The sequence below is a fragment of the Pseudomonas asplenii genome (assembly GCF_001293465.1).
GTDB classification, from domain to species: Bacteria; Pseudomonadota; Gammaproteobacteria; order Pseudomonadales; family Pseudomonadaceae; genus Aquipseudomonas; species Aquipseudomonas fuscovaginae_B.
Window position 1 is genome coordinate 42019 of the sequence record NZ_JSYZ01000020.1, and the last position, 20919, is coordinate 62937.

General features: G+C 56.4%; 22 protein-coding genes and 3 tRNA genes. 7 read left to right on the plus strand and 18 right to left on the minus strand.

What is annotated here, in order from left to right:
• Window positions 1-2: 2 nt before the first annotated feature.
• The 4 genes from PF66_RS25185 to yacG are packed head-to-tail and all read left to right on the plus strand — an operon-like array spanning window position 3 to window position 2916.
• A complete protein-coding gene (locus PF66_RS25185; RefSeq protein ID WP_054064132.1) occupies window positions 3-1220 on the plus strand; it encodes a type II secretion system F family protein in 1218 nt (405 codons plus the stop codon).
• A gap of 3 nt (window positions 1221-1223) precedes the next feature.
• A complete protein-coding gene (locus tag PF66_RS25190; protein WP_054058989.1) occupies window positions 1224-2096 on the plus strand; it encodes a prepilin peptidase in 873 nt (290 codons plus the stop codon).
• Complete coding sequence (gene coaE, locus PF66_RS25195; RefSeq protein ID WP_054064133.1) at window positions 2093-2716, plus strand: dephospho-CoA kinase; 624 nt, start codon at window positions 2093-2095, stop codon at window positions 2714-2716. The genes PF66_RS25190 and coaE overlap by 4 nt, the downstream gene beginning before the upstream one ends.
• On the plus strand, window positions 2713-2916 hold the full coding sequence (yacG, locus tag PF66_RS25200) for a DNA gyrase inhibitor YacG (protein ID WP_017905425.1): 204 nt from the start codon (window positions 2713-2715) through the stop codon (window positions 2914-2916). The genes coaE and yacG overlap by 4 nt, the downstream gene beginning before the upstream one ends.
• Window positions 2917-2927: 11 nt before the next feature.
• Here the strand turns inward: yacG and PF66_RS25205 are convergent, their stop codons facing one another.
• Together PF66_RS25205 and PF66_RS25210 are read right to left on the minus strand one after the other, a co-directional pair.
• Window positions 2928-3143, minus strand: coding sequence for a hypothetical protein (locus PF66_RS25205; protein WP_054058991.1), 216 nt, complete (start codon window positions 3141-3143; stop codon window positions 2928-2930).
• Window positions 3144-3210: 67 nt separating this feature from the next.
• A complete protein-coding gene (locus tag PF66_RS25210; RefSeq protein ID WP_054064134.1) occupies window positions 3211-3909 on the minus strand; it encodes an energy-coupling factor ABC transporter permease in 699 nt (232 codons plus the stop codon).
• 130 nt (window positions 3910-4039) lie between these two features.
• Between PF66_RS25210 and PF66_RS25215 the strand changes: the two genes are divergently transcribed.
• The 3 genes from PF66_RS25215 (at window position 4040) to PF66_RS25225 (ending at window position 6372) form a co-directional block, all read left to right on the plus strand.
• Window positions 4040-4669: a DUF1780 domain-containing protein gene (locus PF66_RS25215; protein ID WP_054058993.1), complete on the plus strand. Its 630-nt coding sequence runs from the start codon at window positions 4040-4042 to the stop codon at window positions 4667-4669.
• Window positions 4670-4827: 158 nt separating this feature from the next.
• A complete protein-coding gene (locus PF66_RS25220) occupies window positions 4828-5001 on the plus strand; it encodes a DUF3094 family protein (protein WP_054058994.1) in 174 nt (57 codons plus the stop codon).
• 63 nt (window positions 5002-5064) lie between these two features.
• A complete protein-coding gene (locus PF66_RS25225) occupies window positions 5065-6372 on the plus strand; it encodes an NAD(P)/FAD-dependent oxidoreductase (protein WP_054058995.1) in 1308 nt (435 codons plus the stop codon).
• An 84-nt stretch (window positions 6373-6456) separates the two neighbouring features.
• On the opposite strand, the gene PF66_RS32255 is transcribed toward PF66_RS25225, so the two are convergent.
• The 16 genes from PF66_RS32255 to PF66_RS25300 form a co-directional block, all read right to left on the minus strand.
• Window positions 6457-7278 carry a class I SAM-dependent methyltransferase gene (locus tag PF66_RS32255; RefSeq protein WP_081009907.1) on the minus strand — a complete coding sequence of 274 codons (822 nt, stop codon included), beginning with the start codon at window positions 7276-7278 and terminating at the stop codon, window positions 6457-6459.
• Between the two features lie 96 nt (window positions 7279-7374).
• Entirely contained in the window at window positions 7375-8334 is a 960-nt protein-coding gene (locus PF66_RS25235; RefSeq protein WP_054064136.1) for an NAD-dependent epimerase/dehydratase family protein, read from the minus strand.
• Window positions 8334-9101, minus strand: a complete 768-nt coding sequence (locus tag PF66_RS25240) for a glycosyltransferase family 2 protein (RefSeq protein WP_054064137.1) — start codon at window positions 9099-9101, stop codon at window positions 8334-8336. The genes PF66_RS25235 and PF66_RS25240 overlap by 1 nt, the downstream gene beginning before the upstream one ends.
• A 9-nt stretch (window positions 9102-9110) precedes the next feature.
• On the minus strand, window positions 9111-10520 hold the full coding sequence (locus PF66_RS25245) for a mannose-1-phosphate guanylyltransferase/mannose-6-phosphate isomerase (RefSeq protein WP_054064138.1): 1410 nt from the start codon (window positions 10518-10520) through the stop codon (window positions 9111-9113).
• A complete protein-coding gene (locus tag PF66_RS25250; RefSeq protein WP_054064139.1) occupies window positions 10521-11645 on the minus strand; it encodes a glycosyltransferase in 1125 nt (374 codons plus the stop codon).
• Entirely contained in the window at window positions 11642-12805 is a 1164-nt protein-coding gene (locus PF66_RS25255; protein WP_054064140.1) for a glycosyltransferase family 4 protein, read from the minus strand. Before PF66_RS25255 ends, PF66_RS25250 begins: the two co-directional genes overlap by 4 nt.
• Window positions 12802-13986 (minus strand): glycosyltransferase, encoded by a 1185-nt coding sequence (locus tag PF66_RS25260; protein WP_054064141.1) that lies wholly within the window; start codon window positions 13984-13986, stop codon window positions 12802-12804. Before PF66_RS25260 ends, PF66_RS25255 begins: the two co-directional genes overlap by 4 nt.
• Window positions 13983-14474: an acyltransferase gene (locus PF66_RS32260; protein WP_081009908.1), complete on the minus strand. Its 492-nt coding sequence runs from the start codon at window positions 14472-14474 to the stop codon at window positions 13983-13985. Before PF66_RS32260 ends, PF66_RS25260 begins: the two co-directional genes overlap by 4 nt.
• Window positions 14475-14621: 147 nt before the next feature.
• Window positions 14622-15599: a GDP-L-fucose synthase gene (fcl, locus tag PF66_RS25265; protein ID WP_054064142.1), complete on the minus strand. Its 978-nt coding sequence runs from the start codon at window positions 15597-15599 to the stop codon at window positions 14622-14624.
• 1 nt (window position 15600) lies between these two features.
• Window positions 15601-16725: a GDP-mannose 4,6-dehydratase gene (gmd, locus tag PF66_RS25270; protein WP_054064143.1), complete on the minus strand. Its 1125-nt coding sequence runs from the start codon at window positions 16723-16725 to the stop codon at window positions 15601-15603.
• Between the two features lie 31 nt (window positions 16726-16756).
• The gene (locus PF66_RS25275; protein ID WP_206542433.1) at window positions 16757-17797 is read right to left on the minus strand and encodes a GDP-mannose 4,6-dehydratase; all 1041 of its coding nucleotides are present in this window, start codon (window positions 17795-17797) and stop codon (window positions 16757-16759) included.
• A complete protein-coding gene (locus PF66_RS25280) occupies window positions 17721-18815 on the minus strand; it encodes a glycosyltransferase family 4 protein (RefSeq protein WP_054064145.1) in 1095 nt (364 codons plus the stop codon). The genes PF66_RS25275 and PF66_RS25280 overlap by 77 nt, the downstream gene beginning before the upstream one ends.
• A 38-nt stretch (window positions 18816-18853) precedes the next feature.
• Window positions 18854-20350: a lipopolysaccharide biosynthesis protein gene (locus PF66_RS25285; RefSeq protein ID WP_054064146.1), complete on the minus strand. Its 1497-nt coding sequence runs from the start codon at window positions 20348-20350 to the stop codon at window positions 18854-18856.
• 239 nt (window positions 20351-20589) lie between these two features.
• Window positions 20590-20666 (minus strand) — tRNA-Pro (locus PF66_RS25290).
• 93 nt (window positions 20667-20759) lie between these two features.
• Window positions 20760-20835 (minus strand) — tRNA-Lys (locus PF66_RS25295).
• 5 nt (window positions 20836-20840) lie between these two features.
• Window positions 20841-20917: transfer RNA gene (locus PF66_RS25300), tRNA-Pro, on the minus strand.
• Window positions 20918-20919 lie beyond the last annotated feature (2 nt).

A 20919-nucleotide genomic window follows, 5' to 3' on the forward strand; every position in this document is an offset into this window, starting at 1 on the left:
TCATGGCGACGAAAGCGGTAAAGATAAGCACCTACGCCTGGGAAGGCACCGACAAGAAAGGTACCAAGGTCTCCGGCGAACTTACCGGCCACAACCCGGCGCTGGTCAAGGCGCAGTTGCGCAAGCAGGGGATCAACCCGGGCCGGGTTCGCAAGAAAGGCTCGTCGCTGTTCAGCAAGGGCAAACGCATCAAGCCGCTGGATATCGCCCTGTTCACCCGCCAGATGGCCACCATGATGAAGGCCGGCGTACCGTTGCTGCAGTCCTTCGACATCATCGCCGAAGGCTTCGACAACCCGAACATGCGCAAGCTGGTGGACGACATCAAGCAGGAAGTCGCCGCAGGCAACAGCTTCGCGACCTCCCTGCGCAAGAAACCGGAATATTTCGATGACCTGTACTGCAACCTCGTCGATGCAGGCGAACAGGCTGGCGCCCTGGAAAGCCTGCTCTCACGGGTAGCGACCTACAAGGAAAAGACCGAGGCGCTCAAGGCCAAGATCAGGAAGGCGATGAACTACCCGATCGCGGTCATTCTGGTGGCGATCGTTGTCTCCGGGATCCTGCTGATCAAGGTGGTGCCACAATTCCAGGCGATCTTCGCCGGCTTCGGTGCGGAGCTGCCGGCGTTCACGCTTATGGTGATCGGTCTTTCACAGATCCTGCAGGACTGGTGGTGGGTGGTGATCCTCGGTCTGGGCGGCGGTATCTATGGGCTGATACGCGCGCACAAGACATCCGAGCGCTTTCGCAACTGGATGGACCGCACGCTGCTGAAAATCCCCATCGTCGGGCCGATCATCTACAAATCGGCCGTGGCCCGCTTTGCCCGTACCCTGTCAACCACCTTCGCCGCCGGCGTGCCGCTGGTCGAAGCCCTGGACTCGGTCTCGGGCGCGACCGGCAACGTGGTGTTCAGAAATGCCGTCAACCGCGTCAAGCAGGATGTTTCCACCGGCATGCAACTGAACTTCTCCATGCGCACCACGGGGGTTTTCCCCAGCATGGCGCTGCAGATGACCGCCATTGGCGAAGAGTCCGGCGCCCTCGACGACATGCTCGACAAGGTCGCGAGCTACTACGAAACCGAAGTCGACAACAGCGTCGACAGCCTCACCAGCCTGATGGAGCCGTTGATCATGGCCGTGCTCGGCGTCATTGTCGGGGGCCTGGTGATCGCCATGTACCTGCCCATCTTCAAGCTTGGCCAAGTGGTCTAAACGATGCCCCTACCCGATTTCCTGGCCAGCCACCCGCTGGCCTTTGTTTTTTGCGCACTCATCCTCGGCCTGATCGTCGGCAGTTTCATCAACGTCGTCGTCTGGCGCCTGCCGAAAATGCTCGAGCGCGACTGGCGCGCCCAGGCTCATGATGTACTGGGCCTGCCGCAGGCCGAGCCCGGCACGACCTACAATCTGCTGCTGCCCCACTCCCACTGCCCACACTGCCGCCATCGCATCCGCGCCTGGGAAAACCTGCCCCTGCTCAGCTATGCCCTGCTGCGCGGCAAATGCTCCAACTGCAAGGCGCCGATCAGCAAGCGCTACCCTCTGACCGAACTGGCCTGTGGCCTGCTGTCGGCGTTCATCGCCTGGCATTTCGGCTTCGGCTGGCCTGCCGGCTTGCTGCTGGTGCTGACCTGGGGCCTGCTGGCGATGAGCCTGATCGACGCCGACCACCAGATACTGCCCGACGCGTTGGTCCTGCCCCTGCTCTGGCTGGGCCTGATCGCCAACCACTTCGCCCTGTTCACCAGCCTGAGCGACGCTCTCTGGGGTGCGGTCGCCGGCTACCTGAGCCTGTGGTCGGTGTATTGGCTATTCAAGCTGCTGACCGGCAAGGAAGGCATGGGTCATGGTGACTTCAAGCTGCTGGCGATGCTCGGGGCCTGGGGCGGCTGGCAGATCCTGCCGCTGACGATCCTGCTGTCATCGCTGGTGGGCGCGGTACTGGGGCTGATGCTGTTGCGCCTGCGCAACGCCCAGACCTCGACGCCAATCCCCTTTGGCCCCTATCTGGCGATTGCCGGCTGGATTGCATTGCTCTGGGGTGGTCAAATAACCACTTCCTATCTGCACTTTGCCGGCTTCCAATGACCACACCCGCGACAAAACCCTGGATCCTCGGCCTGACCGGCGGCATCGGCAGCGGCAAGAGCGCCGCCGCCCAGCACTTCATAGACCTGGGCATCCACGCCGTGGATGCCGACCACGCCGCCCGCTGGGTGGTGGAACCGGGGCGTCCGGCGCTGCTGAAGATCGCCGAGCACTTTGGCCCCGGCGTGCTGCAGGCCGACGGCCAGCTGGACCGGAGCGCCCTGCGCCGGCTGATTTTCGCGGACGCCGAACAGCGGCGCTGGCTCGAAGCGCTGCTGCATCCACTGATTGCCGCGGAGATCGCCAGCCACCTGGCCAAGGCACAGTCGCCCTACGCGATCCAGGTCTCACCGCTGCTGATCGAGTCCGGCCAATACGCCACCACCCAGCGCGTGCTGGTGATCGATGCGCCGCAAGCGCTGCAGGTCGAGCGCACCCTGCTGCGCGACCAGACCAGCGAGGAGCAGGTTCAGGCCATTCTCAAGGCCCAGGCCAGCCGCGAGGAGCGCCTGAAATACGCCGATGACGTCCTGGTCAACGACCGCGACCTCGCCTGGCTGCACAGCGAAGTCGAGCGCCTGCACAACTTCTACCTGACCTTACAAGGAGGCCGAACATGAGCCAGCCCCTGACCGTCGAATGCCCAACCTGCGGAGCCCCCGTGGAATGGAAGGCGACCAATACCAACCGGCCGTTCTGCTCAGACCGCTGCAAGCTGATCGACCTGGGCGCCTGGGCGGCCGAAGAGCACAAGATCCCGGTCGCCCCGGATGCCGAGGACGAGCTGTTCTCCGAAGAACTGTCGCCGCGCACTCACTGATCGCAACGGGATCAGGGCCGCATGAAGCCATAATCCTGATCGTCATCGAGGTTTTCGGCGAGAAACTGCAGCTCGTCGGCCAGATCCTCGGCACTGCGCACCGCCTTGCTCTGCTGCACCACCGCACTGAGCAGGGCGCGCAGCCCCAACCCCGGCTCGAAGCCTGCCGCCTGTGCCGCATCCAGACTGGCCCGCACTTCCTGACGCGCCCATTCGTACACACTCATCACTGCGCCCCTCCCCGGGTGTTTTTCCCAGCATGAGCGCCTGGCGAAGCGGGTCATTTGATGCAGATCAACGGGAGTTTCCGGGCGGCTCGTTGTCCTTCCACGGCGCCGACAGATAGCGCGTGCGGTTGAAGGTCTCCAGCCACTCCGGGCAGAACACCACCAATGCACTGACCACCATGCCGTTGATAAAGGCCTCGGGAAAGATGATCAGCCAGAGGTAGCCGATGAAATCCTCCAGCCACTCCGGCATCGCGAAACGCTCGTCGAACCATAGCAGGGCCAGGCTCGACAGCAGGCACAGCAACGCCGCCAGAGCCGCGGCGAAGAACCCCGAGCAGAAGATGTAGACGAAGGGATTGCGTGGCTGGGCACGCTCGACCAGCATCGCACAGGCCTCGGTGACCAGTACCGGCAGCAGGATCAGCAGCGTACCGTTGACGCCCAGCGCCGCCACGTCCTGCCGTCCCAGCAGCACCAGCCCGAGTTGCGCGGCCAGGGCACCGACGATCGCCAACGGCCAATCGAGCAGCAGAGTGACCGCAGTCAGGCCGATGAAGTGATAGGACACGCCGGTGTCGAAATCACGACGCAGCAGCCAGAGCAGGAACAGGCCGAACACGGTACCGAACAGCAGGTGTTGACGGCGACTGTCAGTGAACAGCTCGACCCAGGGCGAACGCCAGATCGCCCACAACACCGCCGGCAGATAGATCAGCCAGCCGATGAACAGGCTGGTAGGCGACAGCAATTGCGCACTGATCATAAGCACCTCTGCGTCACACCCGGAACTCCCTGCCTGGATAGGCCCTACAGTCTACACGGGTAATACCGCGCCCGGAGAAAGTCCCCCGGGCCACTTCCTGCTGTCATGATTTCAACGCTAAGCTTGGGCCATGGACGACTCGGATTTCTTACGCTTGCTGACCATCCAGGCCGAGCAAGCCAACACGTTTCTTTCCAATGCCCGCAAATGGGAGCGTGAGCGTTGGGTCTGCCAGCGCCTGCTACAAGGGCTGAACGTGCCCTACCGGAACGAGGACTTCCACCCCGCCGGCCAGGAGCCGCCGGATGTGCTGTTTCGCGATGCCCGCTTCGAGGTGTTCTTCGTTCTCGACGAAGGCCGTCGCCTCAATGACGAATGGCGCGAGGAGCTGCAACGCCGCCGCAGCGCCTTCTCCCTGAGCCAGCTGGTGCGCCGCGAGGCAAAGCCGCGGCGTATCCCCGCCTCCGAGCTGCTGTTGCGCCTGGCACCGACCCTGCGCAAGAAATCCCACAACTACAAGGAGCGCGGCCTGGACCTCAGCGAGCTGGACATCATCGCCTTCGCCAGCCTGAAGCGCGAGGTCCTCGACCTCAACAGCCACTTCCCCCCGCCCACCGAATACCTGCGCCAGGGCTGGCGCTCGCTGTCACTGGTGGGACCGACCTTCGCCCGGGTGCTGTTCGCCCACCCGGATGCGCCCGACTTCCTGCGTGGCAACCTGGGGCGCAGCATCGTCTTCGATGTGGGTATCAGCCTGTAGGTTTGTGACGAAATTGCCCGCCTGAATGATACAAAGCGTTATCATTCAGCCAATACGACGAACCTGCCCAGCAGGTGGCTATGCTCAGGTAAACGCTGCGGGATTACCCCTGTAGCGTTTACACACTCGGTAACGTCTACCTGAGGAGACCTTCTTTTATGAGCAGCCGCCTGAACCCGGAAGACCAGAAGCATGTCGAAGAGTACCTGCAACTTTCCCAACACCAGGTCGAGCGCCGGCCCTTTCGGCCGTGGATGCTCCTGGTGGTGGTGCTCGTCGCGGTGATCGGCCTGGGCCTGTTGAGCCGCCTCCTGAGTTATCTGGCGCTATGAGCTGCCTCGCGCTCGCCCGGATAACGCAAGCACAGATTTCCTTTAGCCTTGCGAGATATCCCCATGACCCATCGTATCGTGATCGTTGGCGGCGGCGCCGGCGGCCTGGAGTTGGCGACCCGCCTGGGTAAGACTCTGGGTAAACGCGGCACGGCCAGCATCGTGCTGGTCGACGCGAACCTGACCCACATCTGGAAGCCCCTGCTGCACGAAGTGGCCGCCGGCTCCCTGAACTCTTCGGAAGACGAACTCAACTATGTCGCCCAGGCGAAATGGAACCACTTCGAGTTCCAGCTGGGCCGCATGAGCGGGCTCGATCGCACCGGGAAAAAGATCCAGTTGGCGGCGACCTACGACGAAAACGGCGTGGAACTGCTGCCGGCCCGCGAGCTGGCCTATGACACCCTGGTGATCGCCGTCGGCAGCACCACCAACGACTTCGGCACCCAGGGCGCGGCGCAGCACTGCCTGTTCCTCGACACCCGCAAGCAGGCCGAGCGCTTCCACCAGCAATTGCTCAACCACTACCTGCGCGCCCATGCCGGGCAGAACGACGCACCGGAGCAGATGATCAGCGTCGCCATCGTCGGTGCCGGCGCCACCGGCGTCGAGCTGGCCGCCGAACTGCACAACGCCGCCCATGAACTGGCGGCCTATGGCCTGGACCGGATCAAGCCGGAAAACATGCATATCACCTTGATCGAAGCCGGTCCACGGGTGTTGCCGGCCCTGCCGGAGCGGATCAGCGGGCCGGTGCACAAGACCCTGGAGAAACTCGGGGTACGGGTCATGACCAACGCGGCGGTCAGCGAGGTGACCAACGAAAGCCTGATCACCGCCGATGGCCAGGTGATTCCGGCCAGCCTGAAAGTCTGGGCGGCCGGTATCCGCGCGCCCGGCTTCCTCAAGGAGATCGACGGGCTGGAGACCAACCGGATCAACCAGCTCCAGGTCCTGCCGACCCTGCAGACCACCCGTGACGAGAACATCTTCGCCTTTGGCGACTGCGCGGCCTGCCCACAGCCTGGCAGCGACCGCAATGTACCGCCGCGCGCGCAAGCGGCCCACCAGCAGGCATCGCTGCTGGCCAAGTCATTGAAACAACGGGTCGAGGGCAAGGTCGGAGCGCTTCCGGAGTATCGCTACACCGACTATGGCTCGCTGATTTCGCTGTCGCGCTTCTCGGCCGTAGGCAACCTGATGGGCAACCTGACCGGTAGCGTGATGCTGGAAGGCTGGCTGGCGCGGATGTTCTATGTGTCGCTATACCGCATGCACCAGATGGCGCTGTATGGCACCTTCCGTACGCTGATGTTGATGCTGGGAAGCCGGATTGGGCGCGGGACGGATCCGCGGTTGAAGCTGCACTGAGTCCATTGGAGTCCCACGGGTTGCGCTTGCTGCGAGGCTGGCAGCCAAGCGCAGCCCATGGCTCCTGGATGTCTACAAAAGTATCTATCCGACCTTTTTCATCTTTTCAGTATGAAGCGCATAGTCCGCTCCCACGCCAGGGCAGGGCAACAGGACAACAAGTGATTTCAACAGTCGGCAGACTCTTGCCTTCAGCAGAATCTTCGCGAGCGTCCGCTTGATCGATGAAACATCATTTCTGAAGAAAAGTATAAAGCCGCCACTAACCACAAAAGAATAGCCATGTTTATTGGCGATCAGCTCAATAGCCTGATGGCTATAAAAGAAGATATGCTGCCCTGAATCAGGAGTAAGGTACCACCACTCCTCTGCCTGACCGGCATAGAGCTCCGTACTGAGCAGGACGAATCTCGATTTATATTTGAAAATATCCTCAAGATCCTCAGCAGGATTAGCAAAGTGCTCCATTACCTCGAAGCCGAGCACCAGATCGGGTGTTTCGAAATCAGGATCAGTAAATCCTTGCGCATAGTTAGGAGAGGCATACCGATCTTTGACGTAGCAATTCAGTCCATGATCGCGCAACAACCGGCAAAGCAAGCCATCACCTCCGCCCATATCGATAACGTTCCTGACACCGAATAGTCTTGAAATGACATAGCAGGCTGCCCAATTGTGAATGTTGCGCTGCGCTGCTCCCGTATCCAGGCTCGACAGGTTTTTCCCGTATGCCTCACCCAACCAGTAAGCTGGTTCAGTTTGCAATGAGTGGCATTCGGTGCACTTGAAATAGTCGACTTCGTATTTTTGCAATAGGGTCGATTTGAATACTCGCTGTAGCAGGCCATGACAAAGCCGACATTGCCCTGCCGTCGACACCGCTGCCTTGAGAGATTGATTCTGCATTTGACTCCACGCCCATTGTAAGTAGATAGACGATAACACTCAGGTTCCCCGATACGGAGGAGTAGCAAGACTTCCGCTGCCTATCTCATCCACATGTCACATCCGCCTTTCTGAAAAGTCCTTAGCTGTCAGTGCCAAGGCACTATCGACACTTACCTTGGGCACCCAGCCGAGCAAGGCCCTGTTTTTATCGATATCCACCTGCAGTGATCCGAACAGGCGCTGGGAGAGCGCCGCCTTTCCCAATGCCTTAGCCAGAGCCGTCAACAGCCATACAGGGATCGGCATAAGTCTCGCCGGCTTGCCAAGCGCCGTCCCCAGGCGCCGCAGAAGCGAAGTGGTCGATAGGTCTTCACCATCACTCGCCAGAAATACCTGATTGGCAGCAGCCGGGTGGTCGATGCACGTCACGATGAGATCAACCAGATTTTCCAGGGCGACCAGGCTTCTCTTATTGGTGATAGCTCCAAACGGCAAGGGAAAGCCTTTCTCCAACCAGGCCATCATGGTCCGGAAATTGGCCTTTACCCCAGGCCCATAGACCAGGACAGGACGAATGATAACGACCTCCATGCCTGTCTCCTCCGCTATCGCCAACAGCCCCTGTTCGGCTTCCAGTTTGGAAACCCCATAGGCCCCCTGAGGAGCCGGAATGTCGTCGGCACGATAAGGCCTCCCCGGTAACGTACCCTCTCCATTGACCTTGATCGAACTGATAAACACGAACCGCTTGACCCCTGCCAGGGCGGCATCACGGGCGAGAGCCAGCGTGCCCCTGGTATTGACCTTGCGAAACTCGTCCAGCGCCTCGGGCCCCTCTCCATTCATGATATGCACGCGAGCCGCCGCGTGAATCATGACGTCAACTCCGAGCAGATCAGGTCCCGTGAAAAGAAGACTGTCCTGCTTTCCTATGACCTGGGCCACCGACTCGGGGATCCGACCGCTGCACTTGCGAACACCGGCAATTACCCGGCAATCGGTAGTACGACTCAAGTGCTGCAAGACCGCGCCGCCGACAAAACCAGTTCCACCGGTAAGGAAAACCGTAGGCATCACGCAGCATCCTTTGGGCGTTTACGTAACTCCCAGAGCTTGAATGGTAACTTCAGGAGCAGAATTAGCAGATTGGTATACACACCATTGCTTCGGCAAGCACTGACAATCTCCCGGTTCAACCTCAGGCTGCTCCTCAGACCCGCCGTGCTGGCTCCGCCGGCGCGCATGCGAACCAGTACCTTGTCCAGGTACGAATAACTGAGACGGTGAATAAGGAAGAAACGGACAAAAAACTCGTAATCTGCTGAAATCCTGTATTGCAAGGCATAGAGACCTACTTTTTGGTAGGCCGCTCTACGGATAAAGCACGCCGGGTGGGGAGGCATCCAGCCAAAACGCAACTTCCAGGGCGCGAAACGGTTACCCCGATAGAAACGCGTGATTTTCTGAAGATTATCAGCATTGACAAAAACAACATCGCCAAAGACCACGTCACTCCCCGGATGAGCCTGAAACACCTCGACCACAGAGGAAATGATCCCCGTTTCCTCATAAAAGTCATCAGAGTTCAGAATACCGACCATATCTCCGCGAGCCAGCGCCACTCCCTTGTTCATGGCATCGTAAATGCCCTTGTCCGGCTCGCTGATGTAGGTACTGATACGGTCGCCATATGACTCTACAATCGCCTGAGTGCCATCCGTCGAGCCGCCATCGACCACGATATACTCAATATCACCATAATCCTGTGCAAGGACGGACTCGATGGTGTCCCTGATCGTAGCCGCGCTGTTATAGCAGACCGTAATGATTGATAACTTCAAAACTACCTCTTACTTACGGCCATAGACATCTTCAAAGCGCACGATATCGTTTTCTCCCAAATAGGAGCCCGATTGGACCTCGATTAGTTCCAGCGGGATCACTCCAGGGTTTTCCAGCGTATGAACCTGACCGATTGGAATGTAGGTCGACTGGTTCTCAGTAACGAGGTAGGTTTTTTCGCCATTGGTCACCCTGGCCGTACCGCTGACCACCACCCAGTGTTCTGCACGATGGTGGTGCATTTGCAACGACAGCTTGGCACCTGGTTTCACGGTGATGCGTTTCACTTGGTAGCGACTGCCCTTATCGATGGAGTCGTACACCCCCCAAGGCCGGTAGACCTCACGATGATCCATCGACTCCCCACGGCCGGCACTTTTAAGCCTGTCGACAATCTTCTTCACGTCCTGCACACGGTCCTTATGAGCGACCAGGACGGCATCCTTGGTTTCAACGATGACCAGATCATCGACACCCACGGTACTGACAAGACGACTTTGCGAGTGGATCAGTGTATTGCTTGTCTGCTCGACCAGCACATCGCCATGACACACATTTCCTTGTGCGTCCTTCTGACCGACTTCCCACAGGGCCGACCACGAACCGATATCACTCCAACCGGCGTCAAGCGGAAAGACCACGGCATCTTCGGTCTTTTCCATGACGGCATAGTCGATGGAGTCCGATGGGCAATCGGCAAACGCCTCGCGCCCTACCCGGGTGAAATGCATGTCCTGCATCCCCGCAGCGAGGGCGCTACGGCAAGCAGCGAGAATGTCCGGGCGGAATTTTTCCAGTTCATCCAGATAGCGACAGGCACGGAACATGAACATGCCACTGTTCCAAAGATAGTGGCCACTGTCCAAATAGGCTTGCGCGGTCTGCTCATCCGGTTTTTCCACAAAGCGGGCAACCTCAAAACCACCGGTCTCCAGGGTGCTGCCCTTTTCAATGTAGCCATAACCCGTCTCGGCCTGCGTCGGCACAATACCGAAGGTGACGAGTTTACCGGCAAGTGCCAATGGCATCGCCCGCTCGACACTCTGCTGGAATACCGCCACGTCTCGGATCAGATGATCCGCAGCCAGCACCAGCAACACGGGATCCTGGCCCTCACTGGTTGCCTGCAGAGCAGCCAGTGCCACGGCAGGCGCGGTATTGCGCCCCATGGGTTCCAGCAGGATATTGGCATCTTCCAATCCCAGACGTCTCAATTGCTCGGCGGCCAGAAAACGATGCTCTTCGTTACAGATGAGGCTAGGCAAACCCACATCGAGCCCATCCAATCGCCTGATCGTGGCTTGCAACATTGACAACTCGGCATCGGCCAGGCAGAGAAATTGCTTGGGATTGAGCTGACGCGACAGCGGCCAGAGGCGGGAGCCAGAACCACCGGCCATGATTACCGGGATCAACATTTAATCATTCCTTGCATTCAATTCGTTTTTCGCGCCAGCCAATGGCTGAGCCGCGATGTCCAGCATGGTCTGCGCCACGGTCTCCCAATTCCTGGGTATCGCTTTCAACTGCTCGCTCCAATCAGGCCAATAGCCTGCCGACAGCTTTCCATGCAGCTCATCAACAGCATTTTTCAAAGAGGCCAAGTCATTCACCCGAAAGTAAATCGCCTCGTCCCCACACAAGACCCGTGCATACGGCAGGTCAGGACAAATGATCGGCAAACCTGCAAACATCGCCTCCACAAGCGGAAACCCGTAGCTCTCGTCAGTCGATAGAAACAGAAGGGCATCCACTCGGCCATAGGCATCAAGCATCTGTTGCGGTGAAAACACACCGCGGCAATGCAGCCATGGAACACCAGGGGCCGGATTGCTTTTTTCCGTCAGGGTGAGATCAAGGCTCTCGACCGGCCATTGCATCACATCGCCACTACCAATGGCAGCCAGCAGCTTATGATTTTTGTGCGGATATCCCGCAGCCGGATAGATCAAGCGCAAGGGCTTGTCCAAGGACTCGATACGCCCAGTACGCTTAAGCCCGGAGCGCAACAACCAGACAGGGACAGGTTGTGGCACAACATGCACACGGGACTGCAACGAAGGGTATGAGTCAACCAGAGCGTCACGCATCAGCGTCGTTTGTACGATGAACGCCTCGGCGTATCGCAGGTTCATGCGGAAAATACATCTGAGCACTGCCAACTTGAGGCCTGAAACGCTCCAGGAGTTCGCCGCTGGACGCAGAAGGTGGGAATTCTGGACAAAAACCGTTTGCTGGGTGCGGCAACGAATAGGCAGATCGCCCATGACCAGCAAGGGGACATCCCCACTGAAACACCGCCCCAGAAACAGACACTCCACCACACGGGAAAGAGCATTGGGCAGATAGCGCCGATAGCCTGTTACCTTTATCGCCCCCCCGGCACCTTCGTAGGCGGACAAGTCTCCCCTGTCAGGCAGATAGGCTTCTGTGACACGTACATGGGTATTCTGCTCCATGGCTGGCAACAGTGACTTGAGCAGTTGCACAGCGCCCTGCCCGGCGATGTTAGTAAGGTGCAAACGGACAGAATTCCGACTCATGACGATTGTTCCTGGTACCAGGGAGAAACGACGGCTGCCTTTTCTCCAGGCTTGGCACGCAGTACCGCCAGCATGTAGCCTGCTGCGACAGCAGGCTGGATCGCGGCAGCGGCAGCGCGCGTGGCGGCGCGCATTGCAATCAGCCGTTCAGGCTCGGAACAGAGCCCTCCCAGAATGCGCTCGAGCGCCAGGGGATCGTGGGAGTCGAAGACGACTCCCGCCCCAAATTTCTCGACCAGCGTGCGCGCGCCCACCTGGTCACTGCATAGCACCGGCACTCCGACACATAGCGCTTCATTCACAACAACACCCCAGCCATCATAACGACTGGGCAGGACGAGAAGATCGTAAGCGGAAACAACTGATTGCGTATCACCAAACGGAATGGTCCGGCAGTAACGGATCCGCTTGTCATCAAACACGAATGTCGAGGGGTCGCCAGGCCCATAGACATCAAGGGTTATAGATAACTTCGAGCGAGCCACGGCCTCGATCAGGAGATCAAGGCCCTTACGGGCTATCAACGCTCCGACAAAAACGACCCTCAGGTCGGCAGAGCCATGGCCCTTCGCCGATGAAGCTGAAAAGGTTTTTTCGACCGTTGGCACAAAATAGCCAAAAGGAAACAACTTGCTCTTCTGCACTCCTGAATCCGAATACTGCTGCAGTGCTTTCGAGGAGATGGAAAACACCCCTGACAGGTTTCGTTTGAGCAACAGCATGTACAATTTGTAAAGAAGAGGACGAAGCATTGCCTTCAGCTTTTGCCGCGTCATCCCTCCATCGTTGAAATATCCCTGGGCGATGGGCGAATAAGGCTCCGAGACGATATAGAACTCTACACGAAAGAACATTGCCAGCAGCAGGCAATAGAGCATCTTCGGCCCCTGAAAGGCACTGCCGAACAAATGAACATCGTGCCGGTGTTCACGCATTTTTCGATAGCAATACGAGAAGGCACCGCGTTCAGGTATGAGTCGTCGCTCAACCGACTCAACCTGGGTATCGCGCCAACCCTGCTCCCGGCGAGTGGCGTCCTCCATGCTCAACACGTAAGCCAGAACAGGGGTCTCGGCTTGCCGAGACAACTCCTCGTAGGTAAAGGCCTGATGATCTGTCAGCACCGGCTGCCAGGTGACGATCAAAGGTTTTTCGGTCATTGGTGACCACCAAACAGAAAACTGAAGACGGCCTGACCGGCCAACTGTGGAGCACAACGGGCAATGACAGCTTGCTGACCACGCTGGGCACAGAGTTGACTGTCCTCGGGGGACTCGACAATTTCACGGAATAAGCTCGCCAGCTCCGACGGATCATTACTCGTCAGATACATCGCCCCGGTACCGAGCACGGTCCGTACGTCACTGATATCGGTACTCAGCACCAGGAGACCCGCCTCGGCGAACTCGATGACCTTCGATGGAAAGGTCGTATTGGCCAATGGTCCACCTACCGGTTTCAATGCCAATCCCACACTGCATCGATCGAGTACCTCGGCGTACTGCGCATCGGTGGTCCGCCCATGAACGAACACTTTCGGAGCCCCTGGCTCAGATGCAAGACGCTCCAGAGCCTGGAGAGCCTCACCTTTGCCGGTCACTTCAAACTGCAGGTTTTGCACCCAGTCACTTTTCCCCTGGCGCAGCGAACGAACCGTCTCGACCAGGAGGTCCGCACCGGTATCCGCGCTAAGCGTGCCACCCATGAGCACCGAGCGGGGATTGGTAACCGGCCTTACCCCAAATACCTTTTTGGAGGTTGAACCGTAGTAGCAATGAACTGGGCGTATATCTGTCATTCCAGCCAATGCACTACATGCCAGCAGCGCACCATCCGGGCACAGCCGGTCGTAAAGCCAGGTGATCGAACGCCCCAGGAAAGCTTTCAGGCAACCGCTGTTCTGGCCCGCTACCTCACCGTCCTCCAGGTCAAGAAAACGCTTGTAGCCGGCGACCGAGGAAGCCAGCAGCAAAGGCAGATAAGCGCCCATCCTGTTATAGAAGATGACAGCCTTAAGTTGACTCGATGACAGTCGAAGCAGGGTACCAATCAGGCAAAACAAGGAAAGGAACTGGGAAAGGAACCGAGTATGGGAGAATGGGGCATACACAACCGGCACGCCCGCTACACGCCTGACAACACGGGGGAAATAGCTGAGCGTGCCGTTGGCACGCCCCCGTCCCAGACTGAGGACACAAGGGCGCGCACCCGCCTCACGCAGAGCCTGGCAAAGCATGAATACCTTGCGAGAGGCTGCCGGGCTATCACTGACAATCCCTCGCTCGATGCGGGTCTTGTCGTCGAGAGCATTACATACCACTAGGACCAAAGGGCGCTTCATGACAGTTGCCTTTTTACGACAGCTGGCACACCAGCAACCAGAGTATTCGCGGGGACATCCCGAACAACCACTGCGCCGGCGGCAACAATGGCACCTTCACCAATCGTAACCCCCCCCAGAATGACGCTCCTTGCTCCGATCCAGCAACCGCTTCCCACCACAATGGAACGAGCAGTGCCCTTGCCTGCCCGTCGCTCTTGCGAACCCAGTTCGTGACTACCCAATATGAACTCGACCCCTGGCCCAATATCGCAGCGCGAACCTATTCGAATATCCGCCTCCTGATGGGTGTGGAAGATCCCTCCCGGGCTGATCCAGGTTCCATCACCGATCACCAGGCGACCGCGCCCATAAATCCATCCGCGACCGCAAAACTTTACGTCCACACCTATACCGATACCGGCGAAACGTAAGAGAGCGGCTCTGGCAGAAAAAAAACGGGAAGGAGGAAAAAGAGAAAGAAGGATGTTGATTAGGTGCCTGATCATATGTACCGGTTAAGCCTCAGTGGGGGATCCCCCAATGGGAGGGGTTGCATCTGACAGAAGAGAAAAACAACTGCAAAGCGCCCCCAGAAAGATAGTGCATATGAACAAGGCATCGGAAGAGGCCATGTCATATGTACTCAAGCTACGCTACCGCGAACGTGCGTCCAGGATATTTTCGGAGAACCAGCTGTAGGCGCCACGCAGACCATCTTCAAGACTGATGGTTGAACTCCACCCCAGTTGCTGGAGGCGCGAAACATCCATCAACTTTCTCGGTGGTCCATCGGGCTTGCTCGCATCAAAACTCAGGCGCCCCTTGAAACCAGTCACCCTGGCAACGGTTTCGGCCAGTTCACGGATTGTACAATCCTGACCAGTGCCGACGTTGATATGCGAGAGCATAGGTTGTGTATGTGCCTCATACACCTCACGATCAAGCTCCATGATATGAACCGAAGCACTCGCCATGTCATCTACATGCAGGAACTCACGCATGGGTGAGCCACTGCCCCAGATAACCACCTCTTCGGCGTCTTGCTCGACAGCGTAATGGAAGCGGCGCAGCAGTGCCGGGATGACGTGGGAATTCTCGGGATGAAAGTTGTCATGCGGCCCGTACAGGTTCGTCGGCATGGCACTTCTGTAGTCCCGACCATATTGACGGCTGTAGCTCTCGCACAACTTGATTCCAGCAATTTTGGCGATTGCATATGGCTCGTTGGTAGACTCAAGTACACCTGTCAGCAAGGCCTCCTCAGCCATAGGTTGCTGAACCTTGGCCGGATAGATGCAGGACGATCCCAGAAACAGCATTTTCTGCACGTCGTTCTGATGCGCAGCATGGACGATATTCGCCTGCATCATCAGGTTTTCATAGATGAACTCCGCCGGGTAGGTATTATTGGCATGAATACCACCTACCTTGGCCGCAGCTATGTAAACCTCGTCAATTCTCTTTTCGGCAAAAAAGGCAGCGACCGAACGCTGATCCAACAGATCCAATTGAGCCCTGTCGCGCGTCACAATGTTCGTGTAGCCCAACGCCTGCAGGCGACGAACGATGGCCGAGCCAACCATTCCCTTGTGCCCTGCGACAAAAACACACCTGCTCAATTGACGTGACATCCTAGTTCTCCACTGATACCGGCAGATCGTAGCCATGGTTCTTCAACAGTGCATGCCGCTGAGCCACCTTCAAGTCCTCGCGAACCATTTCGGCACACATCTCCTGAGCGGTAATTTCCGGTACCCAGCCCAACTTGGTTTTGGCCTTGGTTGGATCGCCTAGCAGGGTCTCCACCTCTGCCGGCCGGAAATAACGGGGATCAACACGCACCAGTGTATCGCCGACCTTGAGAGCAGGAGCCTTGTCGCCAGTGACGGACTCGATGATGCCACGCTCTTCCACGCCAACACCCTCGAAACGCAGCGTGATACCCAGCTCGGCGGCGGACCAGCGAATAAAGTCACGGACGGAGTACTGAACACCCGTTGCAATCACAAAGTCTTCCGGCACCTCCTGCTGGAGCATCATCCATTGCATACGAACGTAGTCCTTCGCATGCCCCCAGTCACGCAGCGCATCCATGTTGCCCATGTAGAGGCACTGTTCCAACCCTTGAGCGATGTTTGCCAGACCACGGGTAATCTTGCGGGTAACGAATGTCTCGCCACGACGCGGGGACTCATGGTTGAAAAGAATACCGTTGCAAGCGTGCATGCCATAGGCTTCGCGGTAATTCACAACAATCCAGTAGGCATACAACTTGGCTACCGCGTACGGAGAGCGCGGGTAGAAGGGAGTGGTTTCCTTCTGCGGGGTTTCCTGGACAAGGCCATACAACTCAGAGGTGGACGCCTGGTAAAACCGTGTTTTTTTCTCAAGGCCTAGCAGGCGGATGGCCTCAAGCAGGCGCAGAGTACCCATCGCATCGACATCGGCGGTGTACTCTGGCGATTCGAAGCTGACCGCCACATGAGATTGTGCGCCCAAGTTGTAAACCTCATCCGGCTGCACTTCCTGAATGATGCGGGTCAGATTCGAAGAGTCAGACAGGTCGCCGTAATGCAAGATGAAGCGCTGATTGTCGACATGCGGATCCTGATAGATATGGTCGACGCGCTGCGTGTTGAAGGAAGATGCACGTCGTTTGATGCCGTGAACCTCATAGCCTTTCTCCAGCAGCAACTCAGCCAGGTAAGAGCCATCCTGGCCTGTGATCCCGGTGATCAGTGCTTTTTTCAGGGTCATTTCTACGTCCTAGAACTCTTTGAATTTGTATTTAAGCGGCACTTAGCATGCTGGCGATAACGTCAGACATTGTCGCTTGCGCCTTCCACCCCAGAACCTGCTCGGCCTTCGAGGGATCTGCACGACTGACCAAAAGGTCAGTCGGCCGAAAAAATGCTTCCGACTGATCAACATACGCAGTCCAATCCAGGCCAAGCTGTGCGAAGGCTTCCGATACGAAGGCTTCCAGGGTGTGCGTTCTGCCGGTAGCGATCACAAAGTCACTCGGCTGCTCACATTGGAGCATGCGCCACATCGCATCAACGTACTCGGAAGCTGCACCCCAGTCACGGGCAATATCCAGGCGTCCAAGCGTCAAGCGCTCATCAGAGCCTGAAGCAATGCGCTTGGCCGTTGTAACGATTTTTTGTGTAACAAACCTGAGGGGGCGCAACGCGGACTCGTGATTGAACAGAATTCCGGTACAAGCGAACAGATTATAGGCTTCGCGATAATTGTCGACCAGCCAGAAAGCTGAGGATTTCGCTACCGCATATGGGCTACGCGGATGAAATGAGGTTTTCTCAGAAGCAGGCTCGCCATTGGTATCACCAAAACACTCACTGGATCCCGCCTGATAAAAGCGGATCGGGCGCTCGATCATCCGACACGCCTCAAGCATATTCAGGGTACCCAGAGTAATGCTCTGGATCGTCTCGGCGGGTTGTTCGAATGAAAGACCAACGGACGACTGCCCCGCCAGAAAGTAGACCTCGTCGGGCTGGCTGCGCTTCAGGGCCATGAACACGCTGCGAAAGTCTTCAGGAACCATCGACAACAATTTCAACTGCGGCAGAATACCCAGGCGCACCAGATTGCCAAACGAGGATCCCTGCGCATCACGAGAGGTACCCCAGACGGCGTAACCTTTGTCAAGCAAAAATTTCGCGAGATAAGCTCCATCCTGGCCACTTACCCCGCAGATCAGCGCTGTTCTTTCTGGATATTCCAAAGTGTTACCTTTGTAGGCTCTGATAGATAGATAAAGTTTCCTGCGTGCAACGCTGCCAGGAAAAATGGTTGAGTCGCTCACGACCCCGCCTCACCAACTCTGCAATTTCACTTTCCGAATAAACCACGCGCTCTATCGCCAAGGCCATATTTTCAGTATCGCCCGGGTCGAAAAGGACACCTGCATCGCCAATGACCTCCGGCATGGAACTCGTGCCGCTACTGATGACAGGACAGGAATGACGCATGGCCTCCAAAGGAGGCAGACCAAAGCCTTCATACAAGGACGGGTAGACAAACGCCCTGGCAGCATCATAAAGCCCACCCAGCACGGCGTCATCACCAGAAATGTGTCGAACCTGATCCACGCCAAAGCCAAGGCCGAGAATGGATTGTTTCTCCGCCTCGGAGAATCCCCCCCCACCGAAAGCCACGATATCGAAATCACGCTTCAAGCGAGTCGAAGCAGCAACAGCCTGAAGTAATCCGGAGAAATTCTTGTAGCCATGCCGACTTCCAACGTAAAGCAGATAAGGCCGGGGTAGCTTGGCCTCCGCTGGTCGCGCACTGAAATGCTCAAAGCCAAGATGAACAACTGACACCTTGTCTTCAGGAACGGAAAAAAGCCTCATGAGATCAAGGCGAGTACTCTCCGAAATACATATCACGTGATCAGCACGCTCAACAGCCAGCCGCTTCAGTTCGGTTGTCTTGTCCCGGACTGCAAAGCTCTCCGGAAACAGTTCATGAATCATATCGTAAACAGTCAGCACCTTCGGACACCCTTTGGGACCCGAGGCAAAACGCGAATAATAGGTTTCATGCACGACATCAGGACGCCACTTGCGCATACCCTGCCACCCCAGCATGTAGTTATAAGCCAAGATCGCACGAGTCGTACGAGGCCAGTATCTCTCCACCCACTGACCATACACAGCAGATGATGGAAGGTCCTTCAGGTAATTATTACGATGCAACCGTGCAAAGCAAGCCAGGTCATTACCCGAATCCAACATATTCTCCGCCATACGCACAAAATAGCGCGATATACCACCATAATTCTGCAGGCAAAATATCTGATGATCAAAAGCAACCCGCATTCATCTTCCTCCAAGTGCCTGGATTTTTGATACGGCCTCTAATAGATTTCGCGCCACCTAATTTTCTTCCAATCAAGACTCAATACGAGAAACCGAGAAGCAACAAGAATATAGCTCAACCCAAGAAAAACCATACCTAGGAAAAACTTGTAAGCACCCAACGGCACAATCAAGATACTCCCCACCCACAAAACGACAAAGGCAATAAAGCAAGGCCATACAACCGCATGCAAATACCAACGCCCCGGGGTAATTTCCAGACATTTGAAAACAATAGGCAGCGCGATCATTACACAAGCCGCGTTCATCAACAGCCAAGGCCAACCGCTCCCCTGCAAGCCATGTGCCTGCAAGAGGAAGTAAGTAAGCGGAGCCATGAACACCAAGGACGCAACATTTTGCAAAACACTAAACCTTGAACGAGCATACGCCAATTGCAAAGCATAAGGTATATGCATGAAGGAATAAAACATCGTCCCCAACGCTATCAGACTAAGCGGCCCGGCAGCGACTTCAGACACTGAATTATCGCGAGTCCAGAACAATAGCAAGTCGGGACTATAGATGGCTATCCATAAAGAAATAGGCACAACCAGCATTGACAACAATTGACTTCCTCGAAGCAACAAGCGAGCCACCTCGTCGTACTCACCCAACGCCACATATGAAGCCATTTTTGGATAATAAGAATTGAATATGGGTGACATCAGACGGAAAGCTATAGTTCCCACCGTCCATGCCAACATGTAGTAGCCAAAATCCTTCAATGACAAGAGTTTTGACAAAATAATTTTATCCACCTGCATCAATGCAAATGACAAGACATTGGAAACCCCCACCCCTGTCGCAAACTGTCCCAACTGTTTGAGCGCCTCAACGGAAAAAATCGAACTCCGTCCCCACTCAGGCAAGAGCCGAACGACCCCCACCCTGACGACAAACAAAGTTATAAGACTTGCAATACACTGCCAAACGAAGAATGATTCCACCGTGGGCGAGACCAACCACAGGACCAAGGCTGCACCACCTGATCTGACAGTTGCAAAAATTGAACTATAAATATTTAACAGAACCTGCCGCTGAAGACCAAGCAGGCAGCCATAATAAAAGGGAACCGGAAACTGCAACAAGATGGCGCCAGCCATGATCCTTATTACCGAAGTAATCGACTCATTTTTTTCCGCCTCAACTGAAAGCCAGTGACTGACAATAAACGGGGCCAGAAAAAAAATCATCAAACCACAAAAAATAGCCGCCCCCCAGAAGATGACTTCTGTACTACGCAAAACCCGTACGATTCTGAGCTTATCTTCATCATTGGAGGCACCATAAATTGAAGCTTCTCTTGTTGCAGCAGCACCAAACCCCCCATCCAACAAGGTCAAGGCTGACGAAAGAATCAAGAAAAAACCAACTAACCCATATCCATCGACACCGATAAACTTCAAATACACCGGAACAAAGCAGACCCCCATCAAGGCCACCCAGCCTTGCCCCAAAAAGCTTGCCGATATATTTTTTAACAAACCACTCATAGACAAGAACACCTGGACGTAAGAGATTCAATCAAAGCGCCGGGCATACTCCCTCCAGATAGACCGCGATAAACACCCCAACAGACCTGGAGTGATTATTTATTCTTATCGCGGAGCAGCACAAGAGCTGCCGTGATTTTCGCATGCTCGCAAAGCAATGAGTCGCCAGGCGCCCATCATAGCCCTAAAGCGGCAAGGCAAAAAAAAAGACATCCAGATGGATGTCTTTTTTCTGAATATGGTCGGGGTAAGGGGATTCGAACTCCTGACATCCTGCTCCCAAAGCAGGCGCGCTACCGGACTGCGCTATACCCCGGTAAAAAAAAGGCACCTTCAGGAGGCGCCTTCTGCGATCAGCGCTTTTGGCTTCCGATCTTAAGATTTGATTCCAGCGAACTGGTTTCAAAAATGGTGGGTCGTGTAGGATTCGAACCTACGACCAATTGGTTAAAAGCCAACTGCTCTACCAACTGAGCTAACGACCCGAATATGGTCGGGGTAAGGGGATTCGAACTCCTGACATCCTGCTCCCAAAGCAGGCGCGCTACCGGACTGCGCTATACCCCGGT